This window comes from Marinobacter sp. F4216 (genome assembly GCF_019931195.1).
GTDB classification, from domain to species: Bacteria; Pseudomonadota; Gammaproteobacteria; order Pseudomonadales; family Oleiphilaceae; genus Marinobacter; species Marinobacter suaedae.
Window position 1 is genome coordinate 602,829 of the sequence record NZ_JAIOUO010000002.1, and the last position, 18,187, is coordinate 621,015.

Sequence of the window (18,187 nt, forward strand, 5' to 3'; positions counted from 1 at the left end):
CAAAAATCAGTTTGGGCTCATTGTCTGCCAGTGGCCATTTTGAAGCTTTTCTATCGGTTGGAAGCGGGTCTTGTAGTTCATCTTTCGGCACTCTTTGATCCAGTAGCCCAGGTACAAGTGAGAAAGCCCGCGCCGTGCGGCTTCCTCGATCTGCCACAGAATGGCATAGGTACCCAGGCTGCGGTGTTCCAGTTCGGGTTTGAACACTGTGTAAATGGCCGATAGTCCGTCATCAAGCACATCAATGGCTGCCAGGGCGGCTAATTCTTTGTTCAGGCGAATTTCCAGAAACCATGAGTCTGTGGCACCGTCGACGAGAAATGAAGTGAACTGCTCCCGGGACGGGGGATACATATCGCCGTCGCTGTGACGTTGGCGAATGTAATCCGCGTACAGTGAGTAGTACTGCTCGTTGAACGCCGCCGGGACCAGCGCGCATTGCAGATCCCGGTTCTTTTTCAGTATGCGTTTCTGGCTACGGTCTGCAAAAAAATCCTTCACCCTCAGGCGTACCGGTACGCAGGCATTGCACTGATCGCAATGAGGGCGGTAGTAGTGAGAACCGCTGCGGCGAAAACCAAGCGACGTCAGTTGGCTGTAAAGCTTTTTGTCGACCCGTGCGCGGGGGTCGACAAACATGGTGGTTGCTTCGCGGTCTGGCAAGTAGCTGCAGTCGTGCGGGGGCGTGGCAAAGAATACCAGCGTTCTCAGATTGCTCATTCACACCTCCGGCCCGGGCCACTGCCAGCGTAGCTCCCAGTCCGCCTGGCTGGGATGTTGATCTACACAATCCCGGAGTATAGATAAAAATTCGCTGCGCGGAATGCTACGAGCCCCCATGGTGAGCAGGTGGCGGCTTTCAACCTGGCAGTCCATCAGCCGATAATTCCAGGCTTTCAGTTGATTGGCCAGGTGAACCATCAGAACCTTGGAGGCATTTGTTTCCAAAGAGAACATGGATTCCCCGAAAAAGCACTGACCAATAGCAAGCCCGTACATGCCTCCGGCCAGTTCTCCGTTGGGATTCCAGGCTTCGATCGAGTGGGCAAAGCCCTGGCGGTGTAGTTCGGAATAACTCGCAACCATGTCTTCGGTAATCCAGGTACCTTCTGCCCGGGTTGTTGCGCAAAGGCGAATGATTCTGCCGAACGCTTTGTTGCTGGTTATTCGGAAATAGCCTCGATTCAGGGTTCTGCGAAGACTTCGGGAAATATGAATGCCCCCCGGAATCAGGACGCAGCGGGGGTCGGGAGACCACCATAAAATGGGTTGGTCATCGCTGTACCAGGGGAAAATGCCGTTTTTATAGGCAAGCAGAATTCGTTCGGTAGATAGGTCGCCGCCGAGGGCCAGAAGCCCGTCGGGATCGCCCAACGCTTCCTCTGCGGGGGGGAACCAGAGTTGGTCAGGATCAAGCCAGGGTAGAGATGTCATCCTGTTTCATTGCTTGAGTGATTTGTTGTGATCGTAATACGTCTTCCTCTGCAAAGGAAAGCAGCAGGCTACCTGTTCATGAGCTTCGAGCTATAAGGCAGCCTGCTGAATTCGTGCAACGGACGGATAGTTGGCCGGTTCGAGCTTAGTTTACTCCTGTTCGTCCAGGAATTTCTCTGCATCCAATGCTGCCATACAACCGAAGCCGGCGGAGGTCACGGCCTGGCGATACACCTGGTCGGCAACATCGCCCGCAGCAAAAACGCCAGGGACGCTTGCCTGGGTCGCCATGCCCTGAAGGCCTGACTGAATCTGAATGTAACCATGCTTCATCTCAAGCTGCCCCTCAAACAGACCAGTGTTCGGCTTGTGGCCAATGGCGATGAACACGCCCGCCAGATCCAGGTCTTGAGTGGTGCCATCTTTGGTGCTCTTGATGCGCATGCCGGTCACGCCGGTGTCGTCGCCAAGCACCTCGTCCAGAGTGTGATCCCAGACGATATTCACGTTGCCGTTCTCGGCTTTTTCAAACAGCTTCTTCTGCAGGATCTTTTCCGCGCGCAGACTATCCCTGCGGTGAACCAGAGTCACTTCCTCGGCGATGTTGGACAGGTAAAGGGCTTCCTCAACAGCTGTATTTCCACCGCCAATGACTGCGACTTTCTTCTTGCGATAGAAGAAACCGTCACAGGTTGCACAGGCTGAAACGCCCTGACCCTTGAATTTCTCTTCTGAGTCCAGACCGAGGTACATGGCCGATGCGCCGGTCGCGATGATCAGTGCATCGCAGGTGTATTCGCCACTGTCGCCCTTGAGGCGAAAGGGACGGCTCTGGACGTCGGCCTCGTTAATGTAATCGTAAACGATGTTGGTTTCGAACCGTTCCGCATGCTTCAGCATTCGCTGCATCAGTTCCGGTCCCTGAACGCCATCGTTATCGCCGGGCCAGTTATCAACGTCGGTGGTGGTGGTGAGCTGACCGCCGACTTCAATGCCCGTGATCAGGGTGGGGGTCAGGTTCGCCCGCGCTGCGTAGACGGCTGCGGTGTAGCCCGCGGGACCGGAGCCAAGAATAATCAGTCGGGAATGTTTGGTGTCGCTCATCGAGTTCTCTTCCTTACACATGCTTTCATGCTGGAGCCTGCCGCCGGTTCCAGCCGGGGAATAAAGGGTGGCAGGCTAACATGAAAGCCGGGTTCTGCCATTCGTTTTGGCCAATTCTTACTATAAAAGTTTGCTATTTACTCAAGCACGGATACGGAGCCCAGTAGTTGCCAAACCCGCTCCGCGCCTTTACCGGACTGGCCCTGTTCAAGGCGGTGCTCCGCTACGGCTGGAAATACGGCCTGGATGTCATCGGGCAGGACGTGATGGCGGCCGTTCATCATTGCCCAGGCCTTTCCGGCTCTGAGCAGGCCAAGGCCGGCCCGTGGAGACAACCCGTAGAGTAAGCCGGGCATGCGGCGGCTTTGTTCCAGCAGTCGCTGGATATAATCCAGCAGGGCAGGGCTTGCGGTCACCCGGCTTGCGGCTTCCTGGAGCGCTGACAATTGCTGCTCTGGCAGCGTAGATGACAGCTTTTCGGTCATCGCGCGCCGGTCGTCGCCTTCGAGCAGTTCCCGTTCGGCTTGCGGATCGGGATAGCCCAAGCGGATTTTCATCAGGAAGCGGTCAAGTTGAGATTCGGGCAGGGGGTAGGTTCCCCCTTGCTCAATGGGATTCTGAGTGGCGATGACGAAAAAGGGGTGTGGCAGTGGGCGTGTCTCGCCTTCGATGGAGACTTGCCGTTCCTCCATGGCTTCCAGGAGTGCGCTCTGGGTTCGGGGGGAGGCACGGTTGATTTCGTCGGCCAGGACTACTTGCGCAAAAATTGGGCCCGGATGAAAGACCAGACTGCCGGCCTCCTTGTCGTACATGGAGTAGCCAAGCACGTCCGCCGGCAGCAGGTCGTTGGTAAACTGGATGCGCTGGTAACTCAGGCCCATGATTCTGGCGAGCGCGTGGGACAGTGTCGTCTTGCCCATGCCCGGGATGTCTTCGATCAGCAGGTGACCTTTTGCCAGAAGGCAGCAGAGGGAGAGTCTCACCTGCTGTTCCTTGCCGAGAAGGATCTGGTTCAGTTCGCTGACAACGGAATCGACCAGTTTCTTCATGCTTGGGTTAATCCCTCACTCGTTTCAATAGATCTTGGTAGGCGTCGATCCGCCGGTCCCTCAGGTACGGCCATATCCGGCGTACCGATTCGGTTCGGGAGCGGTCGAGGCTGGCCTTAATCACGCCTTCGTTGGAGTCGTCGGCTCGAGCCAGGAACTCGCCCTGGGGGCCGCAGATAAAACTGTTGCCCCAGAATCGGATGCCTTGACTGTGTCCGGACGGGTCGGACTCGAGACCGACGCGATTGGGGGCGACAACCGGCAGGTTGTTGGCCACCGCATGTCCACGCTGGACGGTGATCCAGGCGTCAAGCTGACGGGCCTGTTCCTCCGGGGAATCGTTCGTGTCCCAGCCAATAGCCGTGGGGTAGATCAGGATCTCCGCACCAGCCAGTGCCATCAGTCTGGCTGCCTCCGGATACCACTGATCCCAGCACACGAGTACACCAAGCTTGCCGACGGATGTCTGGATGGGGGTAAAGCCGCTGCGGCCATCGTTAAACTCCGCGTCGCCCGGAGTAAAGTAGAACTTTTCATAGAAGCCGGGATCGTCCGGAATGTGCATCTTCCGGTAGAGGCCAGCGATCGACCCATCTTTCTCAAACACTACGGCGGTATTGTGATAGACGCCATTCATGCGCCGCTCGAAAATGGACCCCACCAGCACGATGCCCAGTTCCTTTGCCAGATTGGACAGGCGTTCACTGGTGGGGCCGGGAATCGGTTCGGCCAGCTCGAAAATCTCGGTGTCTTCGGACTGACAGAAATACGAGGTGGCGTGGAGTTCCTGCAATACCACCAGCTGCGCACCCTCGGCCACCGCGTGTCTGACCAGTGATTCGCTCTTGGTCAGGCTGGCGTCTTTGTCGTTGTTGCAGGTCTGCTGGATCGCGGCCAGATTCAATGTGCTGGTGCTCATGGCTGAACGACTCCGGCGGGCAGTTGCATGGTGATGCAGTGCAGGCTCCCGTGCTGGCGAATTAGGGGGAGGCAATCAATTGGGATTATTTCCCGATCCGGGAAAATGCTGGCCATAACGTTGATGGCTTCTTCGTCCTGCGATACGCCGTAGGTGGGCAGAAGCACCGCGCCGTTGATGATCAGGAAATTGGCGTAGGTGGCGGGAAGCCGCTCGCCATCGTCATCGTAAATCGGTTCCGGCCAGGGCAGGGGGGTGAGCCTGTAGGGTTGACCGTTGCTTTGGCGGAACTCCTGGAGCTCCTCCTCCATGGCAGCAAGGGCGCTGTAGTGCTCATCGGCCACGTCTGGACAGGCGACATAGCAGATGTGATCAGCGGCGCAGAAGCGGGCCAGGGTATCGATATGACTGTCGGTGTCGTCACCGGCGAGGTACCCGTGGTTCAACCAGAGCAGTCGTTCTGCGCCGAGGTTTTCACCCAGGAGGCGTTCGATATCGGAACGATCGCTGGCCGGGTTGCGAGTTGGGGTCAACAGGCATTCGCTCGTGGTCAGAAGGGTGCCTTGTCCATCGGATTCGATAGAGCCACCTTCCAGTATGAAGTCGATAGACTCAAGAAGTGTGGATCCAAAGGCTCCGGCGTCGCTTAGCCGGCGGTTCAGTTCGTTGTCCTGTTGCCACTCGAACTTCCCGCCCCAGGCGTTAAAGCCAAAATCCAGTAAACGGGCTTCGGTGCCTGCCGTCACAGTGAGCGGGCCGTGGTCGCGAGCCCAGGTATCGTTGGCTGGTGCGGTCACGCTGACGACTCGCCCCGGAAGCCCATGCTTGGTGGCGAAATCGGTCAGTGCCCCGGTTTCTGTTTGTAGCTGGCGTTCGTCTTCACAACTGATCACCAGGTGTTCGAAGCGAAGTATGGCTTTGGCAATTGCTCGAAACACTGGCTCAACATCCGGCAGGTCGTCCGCCCAGTCGGTTCCTGAGTGGGGCCAGGTGAGCATGACCGCACTCTGCGGAGCCCACTCGGCTGGAAGTGTGCGTCTGAAAGTCACTGTACAGCCACCTTATCTGTTTTATTTGCCGCCATTCTGCCCAATATTGCGCTCATAGATCACAGGTCGTTGCCCCACAGATCGTCGAGGATCTGGTGCAGTTGGCCATCAGCGGTTGGGTTTCAGTACAGAATGGAGTACGCGGTCGTGCTCGAAATAGACGATAAAGCCCTGATAATGCCACTGACTGATAGGTGGTTCGCCAACCGGGCCCTGGATGTCCTGCGGAGATCCCCACTTTGCCCGGACCGACTCTTTGGTCATTCCGGTTGATGGGGTGCTGGTTCCGGAGCGGTCAGCCTGCGAGCCAACGGGGACCGCGATCTGTTCAGCCACTGCACTACCAGCGGGGGCCAGTGCAAGTATTGCTGCCATGGCTATGGAACTCAGCAGAGTCTTGTTTTTCTTCATGAATACTCTCCATTAATGCAGGGTACTGCCGACGGCCTGGCTCGGCAGATATGGAAAAGACCTAATATCTTAAAACGGCAGGCAAAAGTCACCAGCTTTACGAAGTTTAATTATTTTGTCTCTGACGAATTTGCCAGCGCAGGACCTGTCTTGCAATCCGCTGTCGGTCACCGTCTGTAATTTGGTGAAATTGAGCATGCACCGGGGTACCACCGGCGTGATCAGGCGCGGTTCTAATGACTTCGGCAATCGTCCGGGGTTGCTACCGGTCCGGGGAAAGCGTCATCTGAAGCGCCAGCCAGTCGCCGGTTTTCCATACCCGGGTTGCGGTGGAGAAAACCAGGCCACCTTCGCTCCGGGTCACGTCCTGCCAGTCTTCCGGTTGCAACGGATTTTGCACAAAGGCCATAATGCGCCCGAGCGTATCCAGCTTACCGTTCAATGATTTGAGCAGCCCGGCCAGGAACCTGTCCCGCTCAGCGAGTGCGTTAGGGTGTGTGCGAACGTCCTGGTCAAGGCGGCGAGAACTTTCGGATTTCCAGTCCGATTTGATCATCAGTCCGGTAAAAGTCCCTGCGTTAAGGGGGCGCTTTCCTCCGGTGCGGGGGAGGGCTGCTGGACGGCACCCTGACTCCGGTGTTGAGTTTTTATTGTCAAAGTAAAGTTTATCAGTTTCCCACGCTGCCTGAAGACGGCGGGGGAATAACAGCCACGACAGATCTGAAGGTAGCGCGGGCGCCTCTCCATGTTCAGACCCTTATCGTTCTATATCGGCTTGCGGTATACCGCCGCCAAGCGTCGTAACCACTTTATTTCCTTTATTTCACTTACCTCCATGATTGGCCTGACTCTGGGGGTGGCCGTACTGATCATTGTGCTTTCCGTCATGAATGGCTTCGATCGGGAACTCAAGCAGCGCATTCTGGGGATGGTGCCCCACGCAGTGATTGAGGGCGCTGGTCCGCTGGACAACTGGGAGGCGATTGATCAGGAAGTGCAGGCCCATCCCCGGGTGTTGGCGGCCGCTCCGTTTATCAAGGGGCAAGGCATGGTGACTGGTGGTGGCAATGTTCGCGGTGTTCTGCTCAATGGGGTGTTGCCCAGTGAGGAGGCTTCGGTCTCGATTATTGAGAACCACATGATCGAAGGCAGTCTGGACGATCTCAAATCCGGTGAGTTCGGTATCATCATTGGTCGGCTGATGGCTGCAAGCCTTCGCCTGAAGATCGGTGATAGGGTCACAGTTGTGCTGCCCGAGGCATCCGTCACACCGGCAGGTGTATTGCCGAGGCTCAAGCGGTTTACGGTGAAAGGTATCTTCAGTGTGGGGGCAGAACTGGACGGTAATTACACGCTGGTTCACATGGACGATGCTGCCAAGTTGATGCGTACCGGGGGCAAAGCCATGGGCGTTCGGCTGTTGGTGGACGACCTCTTTGCGGCACCTAAAGTCGTCGAGCAAACAGCACGCATGCTGAATGGCCGCTACTACATTTCTGACTGGACGCGTACCCACGGCAATCTGTTCCAGGCGATTCGTATGGAAAAAACCATGATCGGGTTGCTGCTGATGTTCATTGTTGCGGTGGCGGCCTTCAACATCGTTTCCACCCTGGTGATGGTGGTAACCGATAAAACGGCCGACATCGCCATTTTGCGAACCATGGGCGCCACGCCGGGCCGTATCATGCGGATTTTTATTGTTCAGGGTGCGGTGATCGGAATTTTCGGTACGCTGGTTGGTACCGCCCTGGGTGTGCTCGGCGCCCTGAATATCAGTGACTTTATCTCCTGGCTGGAAGGGGTGCTGGGGCATCAGTTCCTGAGCGCGGATGTCTATTTCATCAGTTATCTGCCATCGCAGCTTCAGTGGAAAGATGTGTTGATTATCAGCGGTTCCGGGCTGGTCATGAGTTTGCTTGCGACAATCTACCCGGCCTGGCGTGCATCCAGGGTCGATCCGGCAGAGGCGCTTCGTTATGAATGAGTTTGAGGCAGTAATGGAAAGTGCATCCAGCGTGATTGATTGCCGGCAGGTGACCCGAACCTACAAGGAAGGGCCGGCGTCTTTGACGATCTTTTCCGATATTTCCCTGCAGGTTGCCAAGGGCGAAACGGTGGCAATAGTCGGCAGCAGTGGTGCGGGGAAGACCACGCTGCTGAATCTGCTGGGCGGCCTTGATCGGCCTTCCTCTGGCCACATCTTTATTTGTGGCCAGGATATCCATGGGATGTCCGAGGCAGGTCGGGCGCGTTTCCGGAACGGCCACCTGGGGTTTGTTTACCAGTTTCATCATTTGTTGCCTGAATTCACTGCCGTTGAGAATGTCATGATGCCCTGTGCTTTGGGGGGGATGTCTGTTCGCGCATCCCGTGAGAAGGCAGAGGTGTTGCTGGAGCGGGTTGGTCTGGCAGAGCGTCTGACTCACAAACCGGGTGAGTTATCCGGTGGGGAGCGTCAGCGAGTCGCGATTGCGCGGGCGCTGGTGAATGAGCCGGATTGCGTGCTGATGGATGAGCCAACGGGCAACCTCGATGAGCAGACGGCTGAGGGTGTCAGGGAGTTGATTGAATCCCTGCGGGACCAGCTGGCCATATCATTCGTCATGGTAACCCATGACATGGCCATGGCCCGGAGTCTTGGTCGGGTGCTGCGGTTGGAACAGGGGCGGCTGGTTCAGGAAATCTGATCGGCGGGTCGCGTCCGCTTTACCCGGCCCAGCTGTCTGAGTCGCCAGCTGGAGCGTACCTTGCGACGCCACAGGTACTGGATGCTCAGATAGGCAACGCAGGCGGATGCCGTTGCGATAATGAGGGAGCCAAGGTATAGAGGAATCCCGATGTCGAGCAAGCGTTCGCTGATCCACTGCCAGGTGAGCTGAAAATCAAAGTTCAGTACCGGACGGTCCAGAATCCAGGCGCCCACCTTGTAGTTGAAGTAGAACATGGGTGGCATGGTGACTGGATTACTGATCCATACCAGCATCACCGACAAGGGCAGGTTGGCGTTGAACCAGATGGCGAAGAAGGCCGCGGCTACCATCTGGAAGGGCATCGGAATAAAGCAGAACCAGATACCGACGAGAAAGGCTCTGGCAACACTGTGACGATTGATGTGCCAGAGGTTGGGTTCATGCAGGATATCGCCCAGAAAGTGCAGGGACTTCATGGCCTTAACCTTTTCAGGTGTTGGCAGATATCGTTTCATGAACTTCTTTGGCATCGGAAGCTCTGCGTGTCTTAAAGATCGTTATACGGCGGCAAGGATGCGGCCGGTGCATGATTTATTCGGGAGGACATGGAGTGTCCGGGAATTCTTGTCGTCGCGGTCAGGCCGGGACGGAACGCTATTCTGCGGTCCTTGGCGTTATCGCCTTTTCTTGTGGCGCAATCATACTGTATTGGCAGTCTGAGTTACCACCTCTCGCCTTTGTCTTGGCGATCTTTATCACAGCATTTTGCATTGTAGTCCGATCCGGCTCCCGTTTTGTTCGTCACGTTGCCTTTGCCCTTATTGGGGGGTGTGCGGGTATCGGCTGGGCCCTCTGGCATGCCGAGGTGCGCCTTGAGGAACGATTGCCGGCCGACATGGAAGGGGTTCCTGTATCGGTGTCCGGGTATGTGTGCGACGTACCCTCGCCTGGAAGTTTTCAAAGCCTCAAATTCAGTTTCTGCGTAACTCAGTGGCATCAAGCGGGCGACATTGCCAGTAATCGGGTCTTGCCAAAAACATTAAGGCTCGCCTGGTATAACGCTGACGACCGGTGGATGCCCGACCATCGGTTGCACCTTACGGTGGTTCTCAAGCGCCCCCACGGCTCATTGAATCCGGAGGGATTCCGATACGAAAACTGGCTGTACCGGAACGGGTATCGTGCAACCGGCAGCGTTCGGGCTCTTCAGGTGGATATGGAGGTCCCATGCGGCCTGCGTTGTCAGTACGCAAATCTTCATGGACAGATGGCCCGTTGGGTTCAGGCGGAGTTCGCTGAGGCTCGCAACGCATCTATGGTGGCTTCACTACTCGTAGGATACCGCGGTGAGCTTGAACCGGAACAGTGGGCGCTTCTGCAGTCAACCGGAACGATTCATCTGGTTGCCATTTCCGGATTGCACCTGGGGCTGGTTGCGCTGGGCGCGACCCTGGTAGCGGGGGGGGTCGTCCGGCGTGTGCCGGTGTCCTGGTTGGATGAGACAGCCCGACGCCATTGGGTTTTCGCCATCATGGCCATCAGCTGCCTGTGTTATGCACTGCTGGCCGGTTTCACGGTGCCCACCCAACGGGCGTTGATTATGGCGCTGGTGGTCGGCTGGAGTCTCCTGGTGGCTCGAACCGGGGGTGCCTGGCGCCCTCTGGTTTACGCGCTGGGAACTGTTATTTTTCTTGATCCCTTCGCACCGCTGGATCAGGGATTCTGGCTGTCCTTTACCGCTGTGGCCGTTCTGGTATGGGTGTTCGCCGGCCGGTTAAGGCAGCCAGGGTGGTTTCGGACCTTGTTGATGGCTCAATGTGGCGTTTTTGCCGGACTTTGGCCGGTCTTGCTGTTGATGGGGCAAAGCCAGCCGCTGGCCGGAGCCCTGGCAAATCTTGTGGCCATTCCCTGGGTCTCCTTTGTGGTGATGCCGTTATTAATGGCCGCAGGGGTGTTGACGGCCATTTTTCCAGCTTTGGGCCTGCTCTTCGTGCCGGTTCTGGACCTTGCGCTGGATGTTTTCTGGGGTTGGTTAGGGTTTGTCTCCGCCTTTCCTTTTCCCGCGACATTTCGCGGTGCCCTGGCAGTGACTCTGTTCGCTGTTATGGTGTTGGTTGCCTTGTGGGTTCCCTCGGCCTCGTTGCGTCTGGCGGCTGGCCTACTTGCGGGTGTCTGGCTGTTTCGTGCCGATCCTTCGACGGGGAATGTGTTTGTGTCAGAGCCAGAGGTCAGGGTTTGGGATGTGGGGCAGGGGTTGTCGGTCCTGGTTCGTCACCAGCGCGATGTTCTGCTTTACGATACCGGACCCGAGTTGCCCGGCGTGTTCTCAGCGGTAGAGTCCGTGATCGAACCCAACTTGCGAGCCTTGGGGGTAAGCCGCATCAATCAACTGGTGGTTAGTCATGCGGATACCGATCATGCGGGCGGTCTGACCAGGCTGTCAGACACGTTTGAAATTGATTCGGTGGTGAGTGGCGAGCCCGGGGAGGCCCGGCAACGGATGGCGTCTGGCGTCGCGGTGGCTCCCTGCCGGCAGGTTCAGACCAATGTTGGCGAACTCAAGGTGGATTTCTGGCAGTCATCGGTAGGCAGCGAGGGTAACGATGCGTCCTGCGTTCTGCGTGTTCGAAGTGTTCGGCTCGGTGTTGAATGGGTTTTGCCCGGGGATATCAGCCGGGAAACGGAGCTAGAATACCTGGCGCATTCGGCGGGCACCTGGCAAGACTCCGTCTATCGGGTGATGATTGCTCCCCACCATGGCAGTAAAACGTCCTCCTCCCGAGCCTGGGTGGCTTATATCCGGCCCGATGTGGTGGTTTTCTCGGCAGGGTATCGACACCGTTTCGGTCATCCTCACCCGTCTGTCACCCGCCGGTATCGGGAGTTTGGTGCCGTGCCCTTCAGCACAGCGTGTAGCGGAGCGCTGACGATGTCAGCGGACAAAGGCAGGGTGAATGTTCTTGAAACGTGGCACGACACGCCATTCTGGATTGGCGCCGAAGGGCAAACCCGGGAGGCCTGCAAACTACCGTGACATTCCGGGTGTGGCCTCTCGCGGCAGCTATGCTAAAGTAGCGCCGCTTGTCATTAATCAGGGAGACCGAGCGTGTTTGAGCTGTTGAAAGCCGGTGGCATTTTGATGGTGCCCATTGTTGCCTGTTCCATTCTTGCCCTTGCGATTATCCTGGAGCGGTTCTGGACTCTGCGTCCTTCCAGAGTAGCCCCCAACCAATCGGTGAATGAACTCTGGCGCTGGATCAAGAAAAAAGAGCTGAATGGCCGGAAGCTCAAGGCATTGCAGGCATCGTCTCCCATGGGCCGCATTCTGGCCGGTGGCCTGCTGAACGCCAAACATGGTCGGGAGATCATGAAGGAAAGCATCGAACACGAGGCCAGTCAGGTTATCCATGATCTCGAACGTTTCCTCAACCCGCTCGGTACCGTAGCCACTGTAACACCATTGCTGGGCCTGCTGGGTACGGTCATTGGCATGATCAAGGTGTTTGCCGAAATCCAGCTGTCAGGTGTCGGTAATGCCGGCAACCTCGCTGGCGGTATCTCCGAGGCACTGATCACCACTGCAGCTGGCCTGAGCGTCGCCATCCCGGCTCTGATTGCCCATCGTTACTTCCTCCGTCGCGTTGACGAACTCGTGGTGGGTATGGAACAGGAAGCCATCAAACTGGTCGAGGTGGTTCACGGAGACCGTGAAATCGACGTGGAAGGAGCCTGAACACCGTGAAGTTCAAGCGCCAGAGAAGTCAGGAAGTTGGTGTCGATCTCACGCCCTTGATTGACGTGGTGTTCCTGCTGCTGATCTTTTTTATGGTTTCGACCACCTTCACCCGGGAAAGTCATCTCCAGGTGGAATTGCCCGAAGCCAGTGGCGAACCGGTTTCGCCCGATGAAGTCGAGCAGATCGATGTCGTCATCAATGCCGAAGGCCAGTACATACTCAATGGCCGGTCACTGGTGAACAATCGCCGTGAAACCCTGGAACGTGGAGTCAAGGAGCTGTCCGGTGGCGACAGCTCACTGCCGTACATCATTACGGCCGACGCGCGTACCGCCCACGAGTTTGTCGTCCGGGCCATGGACGTTGCCGGCCGCCTTGGGTTTGCTAAACTCAGCATCACGACCGAGCGGGAGACTGAAACTCAGTGAGCAGCAGCGATCCTCTTCCCTCTGCGGGCCAGGAGGCATCGCCCGGCAGCTGGGAAACTTATAAACGCCTGCTGGCCTACGTAAAGCCATTCTGGCTGGCGTTCACGCTGGCCATTATAGGCAACGTCATCTATGCCGGTGCGTCTACCGGCATGGCCGCGGCGATGGAATACGTCATCAAGGCCATCGAGAATCCGACCGAAGGCAACCGCCTGCTGCTGACGACCATTATCGTGGGGGTTTTTGCCCTTCGTGGTGTCGGCACCTTCATGAGCCAGTACTTCATCAACTACGTGGGGCGGCATGTCATTAATGCCCTGCGTACGGATGTGTTTCATCGTCTGCTCACCCTCCCTTCACGTTATTTTGACGACAACGCCTCGGGGCGGCTTGTTTCGAAACTGACCTTTAACGTCGAGCAAGTGGCTGAAGCGACGACCAGTGCCGTGACCATTACCCTCCGGGAAGGATTGACGGTGGTCGGTCTGCTGGGTTTTATGCTCTACACCAACTGGAAGCTGACCCTGATTTTCCTGGCGGTTGGGCCACTGATCGGCGCCGTGGTCAGCTACGCCAGTAAGCGTTTCCGTCGGATCAGCAAGCGGATACAGGGGTCCATGGGTGACATTACCCATGTGGCATCCGAATCTATTACCGGTTACCGGGTGGTGCGAACCTTTGGCGGTGAGGATTACGAGCGGCAACGCTTTGCCGAAGTGAACGATCGCAACTTGAAGCAAAGCCTCAAGATGGCCTCCACCCAGGCGATCAGCGTACCGGTGATTCAGGTGCTGGTGGCGATCGCCATCGCCGCCCTGGTATGGACGATGTTGGCACCGGATATTCGTGATGGCATGACAACGGGCCAGCTGGTGGCCTTTATTACGGCCGCTGCGACCATGGCCAAGCCGATCCGGCAGGTTACTTCGGTGCACGCCAAGATCCAGAAGGGTGTGGCAGCCGCTTACGATGTGTTCGAAACCATCGATGAGGTACCGGAGGATGACCCCGGCACCTATGCGCCTGAGCGGGTCAAGGGAAATATCCGATTCAAGGATGTTGCGTTTCGCTATCGGAATCAGCTCGATAATGTGCTGGAAGGTATTTCCATAGAGATACCGGAGGGCCAGAGTGTAGCGCTGGTTGGCAAATCTGGTAGCGGGAAGTCGACACTGGTGAGCCTTCTGCCGCGTTTTTATGAGTACACGGGGGGAGAGATTGTCATTGATGATCATGCGTTGCGCGATTATTCGCTGAAAGCCCTTCGTGCCCAGATCGCCCTGGTGACCCAGAACGTGGTGCTGTTCAATGACAGCATTGCAGCCAATATTGCCTACGGTGCACTGAGAGACTGCACACGTGAAGAAATCCGGGAAGCCGCCCGGAAGGCCCACGCTCTGGAATTTATTGAACGTATGCCGGAGGGCCTGGACACCATGATTGGTGATAACGGTGTAATGCTCTCCGGTGGCCAGCGACAGCGCTTGGCCATTGCCCGGGCTTTGCTCAAGGATGCGCCGATTCTGATTCTGGACGAGGCCACCTCAGCATTGGATACCGAATCCGAGCGCCATATCCAGGAAGCGTTGGAGACCGTCATGCAGGGGCGGACAACTCTCGTGATCGCCCACCGGCTTTCAACCATCGAGAAGGCCGATCGTATTCTGGTGATGGATAACGGGCGCATCATCGAGTCCGGGTGCCACGACGAACTACTTGCTGCAGGCGGTGCCTACGCTCAGTTGCATCAGATGCAATTCAGCGAGCAGGCATGAGCTCCCTGGTTGATCGGCTCTGGTATGGAGAAGGGCGCCCTCTCTGGTTTCTGGCACCCTTCGCTTGGCTGTTTCAGGCGGTGTCCAACTCCCGGCGTAAAAAGGCCTGGGAGGTTAAAGACGATGCGCTGCTCGTTCCTGTGGTTGTTGTGGGCAACATTACAGCTGGCGGCACCGGTAAATCGCCCCTAACCGCCTGGCTGGTCACTGAATTGCGAAATGCAGGCTGGCGTCCGGTTGTTCTGAGCCGGGGCTACGGTGGCAAATCCTCTCACTACCCTCAGCTTGTGTCAGGCGAATCCGACCCCAAGGTGGTTGGCGACGAGCCTGTCATGCTGGTCCAGGCGACTGGCGTTCCCGTCGTTGTGGACCCGCAGCGTCGTCGGGCAGCGGCCTGGGCTTTGGAGCAGGATCTGGGGGACATTCTCGTCTGTGACGATGGCCTGCAGCATTATCAGTTGCCCAGAGATGTCGAACTGGCGGTTTTCGATGGAGCCCGCGGGATTGGTAATGGGGGCATTATCCCTGTCGGGCCACTGCGGGAGTCGGTTTCACGGTTGTCCTCTGTGGACTTCATGGTGGTCAACGGCGGACCATTTGACGCAGGCGAGAAGCTCGACTCGTTTCATGACATCAAGCACCCGGAAATCCATGTCATGGATCTGGAACCTTCCTCTCTGGAAAACCTGAAATCAGGTGAATCGCGCCCGCTGAGTGATTTGAGCGGGCGTTCGGTCAAAGCGGTGGCGGGCATAGGCAACCCTGATCGTTTTTTCGATACACTAAAGGGACTTGGCGCCAAAGTGCAGGAGTCCCCCTTTCCCGACCATCACCGCTTCGAACCTGCCGACCTGAAGTCTGAACCGGGGCAGTGGGTGGTAATGACCGCCAAGGATGCCGTGAAGTGCCAGGGATTCGCTCCTGAAAACGCCTGGGTATTTTCGGTCAGAGCGAGGGTGTCAGAGGATTTCACAAGATCAGTGCTGGAAAGAATTCGCGAAAGCGCTCAGACATTGAATGGATAGTCTCGGGCATTCGTGCCTATCACGTGGATAAAAGAGTCATTATGGATAAGAGATTGTTGGCTATGTTGTCCTGCCCCGTTTGCAAGGGCGATCTGAAACTGAATGACGCGCGGACTGAACTCATCTGTTATCAGGACGCTATGGCGTTTCCGATCCGCGAGGGGATCCCGGTGATGCTTGCCGGGGAGGCCCGAACGCTGAGCACGGATGAACGTCTCGATAAGCGCTGAAACACCGAACCAGGATACCAATCTCATGTCATTTACGGTTGTTATTCCCGCCCGCTACGCATCCTCTCGACTGCCCGGTAAACCGCTGGCGGATATCGCAGGTAAGCCTATGGTCCAGCACGTCTTCGAGCGTGCACAGGAAAGCCGTGCGGAGCGAGTGGTGATTGCCACGGATGATGAACGCATTCGTTCTGCCTGTGAGGCGTTCGGGGCCGATGTGGTGATGACCTCACCCGAGCACGCCAGTGGTACGGATCGTTTGGAGGAGGTAGCCCGGTTGTTGGAATTTGAGCCGGAGCACCGGGTCGTCAATGTGCAGGGCGATGAGCCTCTGATCCCCCCGGCGCTGATTAATCAGGTGGCGGACAATCTCGAGCTCCATCCGGATGCCGAGATATCAACCCTGTGCGAGAGGCTCCACGATGCCGGCCAGGTCTTTAATGCCAATGTGGTCAAGGTGGTGTTCGACCATGAGGGCATGGCCCATTACTTCAGCCGGGCACCGATTCCCTGGGCCCGGGATCACTGGCAGGGCGGTAACCCTCTGGTAAATCCGGATGTGTCCTTGCCCGAAACCGTGGGGTATTTCCGACACATTGGTATTTACGGGTATCGGGCCCGTGTTCTGGAGCAATTTGTCAGCTGGCCGCCGGCGCCCCTGGAGCGGGTTGAGGCACTGGAGCAGCTAAGAGCGCTGTACAACGGTGCCCGAATTCATGTCGATGTGGCGGCGGAAACGCCACCGGCAGGTGTGGATACCGAGGCGGACCTGGAACGGCTTCGTGAATGGATGCAGGGAAAGGTGGAGTAATGACCGACAAAGTTCGTGTGCTGTTTGTGTGTCTAGGTAATATTTGCCGCTCTCCCAGCGCGGAAGGCGTTTTTCAATCCCTGGTTGACCAGTCAGGACTGAGCGATCGGGTAGAGGTGGATTCCTGTGGCACGGGCAGCTGGCACGTGGGCAAAACACCGGACGCCCGCGCTATTCAGGCGGCCCGAAAGCGGGGTATCGATATTGGTCATTTGCGGGCCCGGCAGTTCGTCAGTGACGATCTCGCACGTTTCGATCATGTGCTGGTGATGGATCGCCAGAATCTGACGGATGTTACCGAGGCCTGGCATCGCTGCGGTGGAACCCGCCCCGAGCTGTTTCTTGATTACGGTCAGTCGGCCCATCGAGAGGTCCCCGATCCCTATTACGGCGGAGAGGACGGTTTCGAACTGGTTCTGGACCTGATCCACGAAGCCGGCGAAGGGCTGTTGGCCGATATCCGGGAGCGCCTGAGTTGAATGCTGTGATGGAGCCCAGCGAGTGGGTTGAACTGAGGGATCTCAATACCCTCCGGGTGGCGTCTGTCGCCCGATACTACGTGGAGGTGACGGATAACGAGAGCCTCCGGGCGGCACTGGCATGGGCGGACGCCAATCAGTATCGGATACTGATTCTTGGCGGTGGAAGCAACCTGGTGTTCGATGGGGACTTTGATGGGCTGGTGATTCGCATCTGTATCCGTGCGAGGTACTGGGAAGATGTCTCGGACGGTGAGGCAACTCTGGTACTTGGCGCCGGCGAGAACTGGCATGACGCCGTGCTCTATGCGGCTGGTTCCGGGTACCGGGGAATTGAAAACCTGGCGTTGATCCCCGGTACGGCCGGCGCTGCCCCGGTTCAGAATATTGGCGCCTATGGCGTGGAGTTGTGCGATACGCTGGTATCTGTGACGGCACTGGACCGCCACACCGGTGAGTTGGTGAAACTGGCCGGCCAAGAGTGTCAGTTTGCCTACCGTAACAGCCTTTTCAAAGAGCAGCCCGGACAGTATGTGATTACGGATATCCGTCTGCGCCTGTCCCGCCACAGACCGCTGCAACTCGGTTACAAGGATTTGCAGGAATACCTCGGTGATTTTGCTCCCTCGGACATTGATGTGATGGATGTGGTAGAGGCGGTGATGGCCGTTCGCCGCCGCAAGTTACCGGATCCTATGACCTTGCCGAACGTCGGCAGTTTCTTCAAAAACCCCGTGGTTACTAACGCGGAGTTCGACCGCTTGAGGGCACTGTTTCCCGAGGTGGTCGGCTATCCCCAGCCTGAAGGTGTCAAGCTGGCGGCAGCCTGGTTGATCGATCAGAGTGGCTGGAAAGGGTTTCGGAACAGCCATGTGGGCGTACACAACCGGCAAGCGCTGGTGCTGATCAATCACTCCGGTGGCACTGGAGCGGATATTCTTTCGCTGGCGAAGGAAATTCGGGAATCCGTGAAAGCCAGGTATGGTGTGAAGCTGGAAATGGAGCCCGGCGTTGTAAGCCAGGCGGTGAGGGAATAAATCCAGG

Annotated in this window: 20 protein-coding genes; 11 read left to right on the top strand and 9 right to left on the bottom strand. The window is 57.2% G+C overall.

Going from position 1 to position 18,187, the window contains the following annotated elements:
• Positions 1 to 6: 6 nt before the first annotated feature.
• The 8 genes from K8I84_RS03280 to K8I84_RS16970 all read right to left on the bottom strand — a co-directional run bounded on the left by K8I84_RS03280 (position 7) and on the right by K8I84_RS16970 (position 6,522).
• Positions 7 to 720, bottom strand: coding sequence for an arginyltransferase (locus K8I84_RS03280; protein WP_223793286.1), 714 nt, complete (start codon positions 718 to 720; stop codon positions 7 to 9).
• Complete coding sequence (gene aat, locus K8I84_RS03285; protein ID WP_223793287.1) at positions 721 to 1,434, bottom strand: leucyl/phenylalanyl-tRNA--protein transferase; 714 nt, start codon at positions 1,432 to 1,434, stop codon at positions 721 to 723.
• A 150-nt stretch (positions 1,435 to 1,584) separates the two neighbouring features.
• Entirely contained in the window at positions 1,585 to 2,538 is a 954-nt protein-coding gene (gene trxB, locus K8I84_RS03290) for a thioredoxin-disulfide reductase (protein WP_223793288.1), read from the bottom strand.
• Positions 2,539 to 2,675: 137 nt separating this feature from the next.
• A complete protein-coding gene (locus K8I84_RS03295; RefSeq protein WP_223793289.1) occupies positions 2,676 to 3,587 on the bottom strand; it encodes an AAA family ATPase in 912 nt (303 codons plus the stop codon).
• 7 nt (positions 3,588 to 3,594) lie between these two features.
• Positions 3,595 to 4,506, bottom strand: coding sequence for a carbon-nitrogen hydrolase (locus tag K8I84_RS03300; RefSeq protein WP_317848194.1), 912 nt, complete (start codon positions 4,504 to 4,506; stop codon positions 3,595 to 3,597).
• Positions 4,503 to 5,504, bottom strand: coding sequence for an agmatine/peptidylarginine deiminase (locus K8I84_RS03305; protein ID WP_411722640.1), 1,002 nt, complete (start codon positions 5,502 to 5,504; stop codon positions 4,503 to 4,505). The genes K8I84_RS03300 and K8I84_RS03305 overlap by 4 nt, the downstream gene beginning before the upstream one ends.
• Before the next feature lie 159 nt (positions 5,505 to 5,663).
• On the bottom strand, positions 5,664 to 5,966 hold the full coding sequence (locus K8I84_RS03310; protein WP_223793291.1) for an outer membrane protein assembly factor BamE: 303 nt from the start codon (positions 5,964 to 5,966) through the stop codon (positions 5,664 to 5,666).
• Positions 5,967 to 6,228: 262 nt separating this feature from the next.
• A complete protein-coding gene (locus K8I84_RS16970) occupies positions 6,229 to 6,522 on the bottom strand; it encodes a hypothetical protein (protein WP_317848195.1) in 294 nt (97 codons plus the stop codon).
• Between the two features lie 189 nt (positions 6,523 to 6,711).
• On the opposite strand from K8I84_RS16970, the gene K8I84_RS03320 reads away from it, so the two are divergent.
• Positions 6,712 to 7,953, top strand: a complete 1,242-nt coding sequence (locus tag K8I84_RS03320) for a lipoprotein-releasing ABC transporter permease subunit (RefSeq protein ID WP_223793292.1) — start codon at positions 6,712 to 6,714, stop codon at positions 7,951 to 7,953.
• Complete coding sequence (locus tag K8I84_RS03325; protein ID WP_411722641.1) at positions 7,946 to 8,656, top strand: ABC transporter ATP-binding protein; 711 nt, start codon at positions 7,946 to 7,948, stop codon at positions 8,654 to 8,656. Before K8I84_RS03320 ends, K8I84_RS03325 begins: the two co-directional genes overlap by 8 nt.
• Here the strand turns inward: K8I84_RS03325 and K8I84_RS03330 are convergent.
• Positions 8,644 to 9,189, bottom strand: coding sequence for a DUF2062 domain-containing protein (locus K8I84_RS03330; protein ID WP_223793293.1), 546 nt, complete (start codon positions 9,187 to 9,189; stop codon positions 8,644 to 8,646). The two genes, K8I84_RS03325 and K8I84_RS03330, sit on opposite strands and share 13 nt — an antisense overlap.
• A gap of 80 nt (positions 9,190 to 9,269) precedes the next feature.
• On the opposite strand from K8I84_RS03330, the gene K8I84_RS03335 reads away from it, so the two are divergent.
• The 9 genes from K8I84_RS03335 (at position 9,270) to murB (ending at position 18,180) form a co-directional block, all read left to right on the top strand.
• A complete protein-coding gene (locus K8I84_RS03335) occupies positions 9,270 to 11,693 on the top strand; it encodes a DNA internalization-related competence protein ComEC/Rec2 (protein WP_223793294.1) in 2,424 nt (807 codons plus the stop codon).
• A gap of 72 nt (positions 11,694 to 11,765) precedes the next feature.
• Entirely contained in the window at positions 11,766 to 12,392 is a 627-nt protein-coding gene (locus K8I84_RS03340) for a MotA/TolQ/ExbB proton channel family protein (RefSeq protein WP_223793295.1), read from the top strand.
• A 5-nt stretch (positions 12,393 to 12,397) separates the two neighbouring features.
• Positions 12,398 to 12,823, top strand: a complete 426-nt coding sequence (locus K8I84_RS03345) for an ExbD/TolR family protein (protein WP_223793296.1) — start codon at positions 12,398 to 12,400, stop codon at positions 12,821 to 12,823.
• Entirely contained in the window at positions 12,820 to 14,598 is a 1,779-nt protein-coding gene (gene msbA / locus K8I84_RS03350) for a lipid A export permease/ATP-binding protein MsbA (protein WP_223793297.1), read from the top strand. The genes K8I84_RS03345 and msbA overlap by 4 nt, the downstream gene beginning before the upstream one ends.
• Positions 14,595 to 15,623, top strand: coding sequence for a tetraacyldisaccharide 4'-kinase (gene lpxK, locus K8I84_RS03355; RefSeq protein WP_223793298.1), 1,029 nt, complete (start codon positions 14,595 to 14,597; stop codon positions 15,621 to 15,623). Before msbA ends, lpxK begins: the two co-directional genes overlap by 4 nt.
• Positions 15,624 to 15,664: 41 nt before the next feature.
• The gene (locus tag K8I84_RS03360) at positions 15,665 to 15,853 is read left to right on the top strand and encodes a Trm112 family protein (RefSeq protein WP_223793299.1); all 189 of its coding nucleotides are present in this window, start codon (positions 15,665 to 15,667) and stop codon (positions 15,851 to 15,853) included.
• A gap of 25 nt (positions 15,854 to 15,878) precedes the next feature.
• On the top strand, positions 15,879 to 16,664 hold the full coding sequence (gene kdsB / locus K8I84_RS03365; RefSeq protein ID WP_223793300.1) for a 3-deoxy-manno-octulosonate cytidylyltransferase: 786 nt from the start codon (positions 15,879 to 15,881) through the stop codon (positions 16,662 to 16,664).
• On the top strand, positions 16,664 to 17,143 hold the full coding sequence (locus tag K8I84_RS03370) for a low molecular weight protein-tyrosine-phosphatase (protein ID WP_223793301.1): 480 nt from the start codon (positions 16,664 to 16,666) through the stop codon (positions 17,141 to 17,143). The genes kdsB and K8I84_RS03370 overlap by 1 nt, the downstream gene beginning before the upstream one ends.
• Positions 17,140 to 18,180: a UDP-N-acetylmuramate dehydrogenase gene (gene murB, locus K8I84_RS03375; protein ID WP_411722642.1), complete on the top strand. Its 1,041-nt coding sequence runs from the start codon at positions 17,140 to 17,142 to the stop codon at positions 18,178 to 18,180. The genes K8I84_RS03370 and murB overlap by 4 nt, the downstream gene beginning before the upstream one ends.
• The last annotated feature ends 7 nt before the right edge of the window (positions 18,181 to 18,187 follow it).

Coding starts and splice junctions, on each gene's coding strand:
- K8I84_RS03280 (WP_223793286.1), bottom strand. CDS start 720: ATGAGCAATCTGAGAACGCTGGTATTCTTTGCCACGCCCCCGCACGAC.
- aat (WP_223793287.1), bottom strand. CDS start 1,434: ATGACATCTCTACCCTGGCTTGATCCTGACCAACTCTGGTTCCCCCCC.
- trxB (WP_223793288.1), bottom strand. CDS start 2,538: ATGAGCGACACCAAACATTCCCGACTGATTATTCTTGGCTCCGGTCCC.
- K8I84_RS03295 (WP_223793289.1), bottom strand. CDS start 3,587: ATGAAGAAACTGGTCGATTCCGTTGTCAGCGAACTGAACCAGATCCTT.
- K8I84_RS03300 (WP_317848194.1), bottom strand. CDS start 4,506: ATGAGCACCAGCACATTGAATCTGGCCGCGATCCAGCAGACCTGCAAC.
- K8I84_RS03305 (WP_411722640.1), bottom strand. CDS start 5,504: ATGCTCACCTGGCCCCACTCAGGAACCGACTGGGCGGACGACCTGCCG.
- K8I84_RS03310 (WP_223793291.1), bottom strand. CDS start 5,966: ATGAAGAAAAACAAGACTCTGCTGAGTTCCATAGCCATGGCAGCAATA.
- K8I84_RS16970 (WP_317848195.1), bottom strand. CDS start 6,522: ATGATCAAATCGGACTGGAAATCCGAAAGTTCTCGCCGCCTTGACCAG.
- K8I84_RS03320 (WP_223793292.1), top strand. CDS start 6,712: ATGTTCAGACCCTTATCGTTCTATATCGGCTTGCGGTATACCGCCGCC.
- K8I84_RS03325 (WP_411722641.1), top strand. CDS start 7,946: ATGAATGAGTTTGAGGCAGTAATGGAAAGTGCATCCAGCGTGATTGAT.
- K8I84_RS03330 (WP_223793293.1), bottom strand. CDS start 9,189: ATGCCAAAGAAGTTCATGAAACGATATCTGCCAACACCTGAAAAGGTT.
- lpxK (WP_223793298.1), top strand. CDS start 14,595: ATGAGCTCCCTGGTTGATCGGCTCTGGTATGGAGAAGGGCGCCCTCTC.
- K8I84_RS03360 (WP_223793299.1), top strand. CDS start 15,665: ATGGATAAGAGATTGTTGGCTATGTTGTCCTGCCCCGTTTGCAAGGGC.
- kdsB (WP_223793300.1), top strand. CDS start 15,879: ATGTCATTTACGGTTGTTATTCCCGCCCGCTACGCATCCTCTCGACTG.
- K8I84_RS03370 (WP_223793301.1), top strand. CDS start 16,664: ATGACCGACAAAGTTCGTGTGCTGTTTGTGTGTCTAGGTAATATTTGC.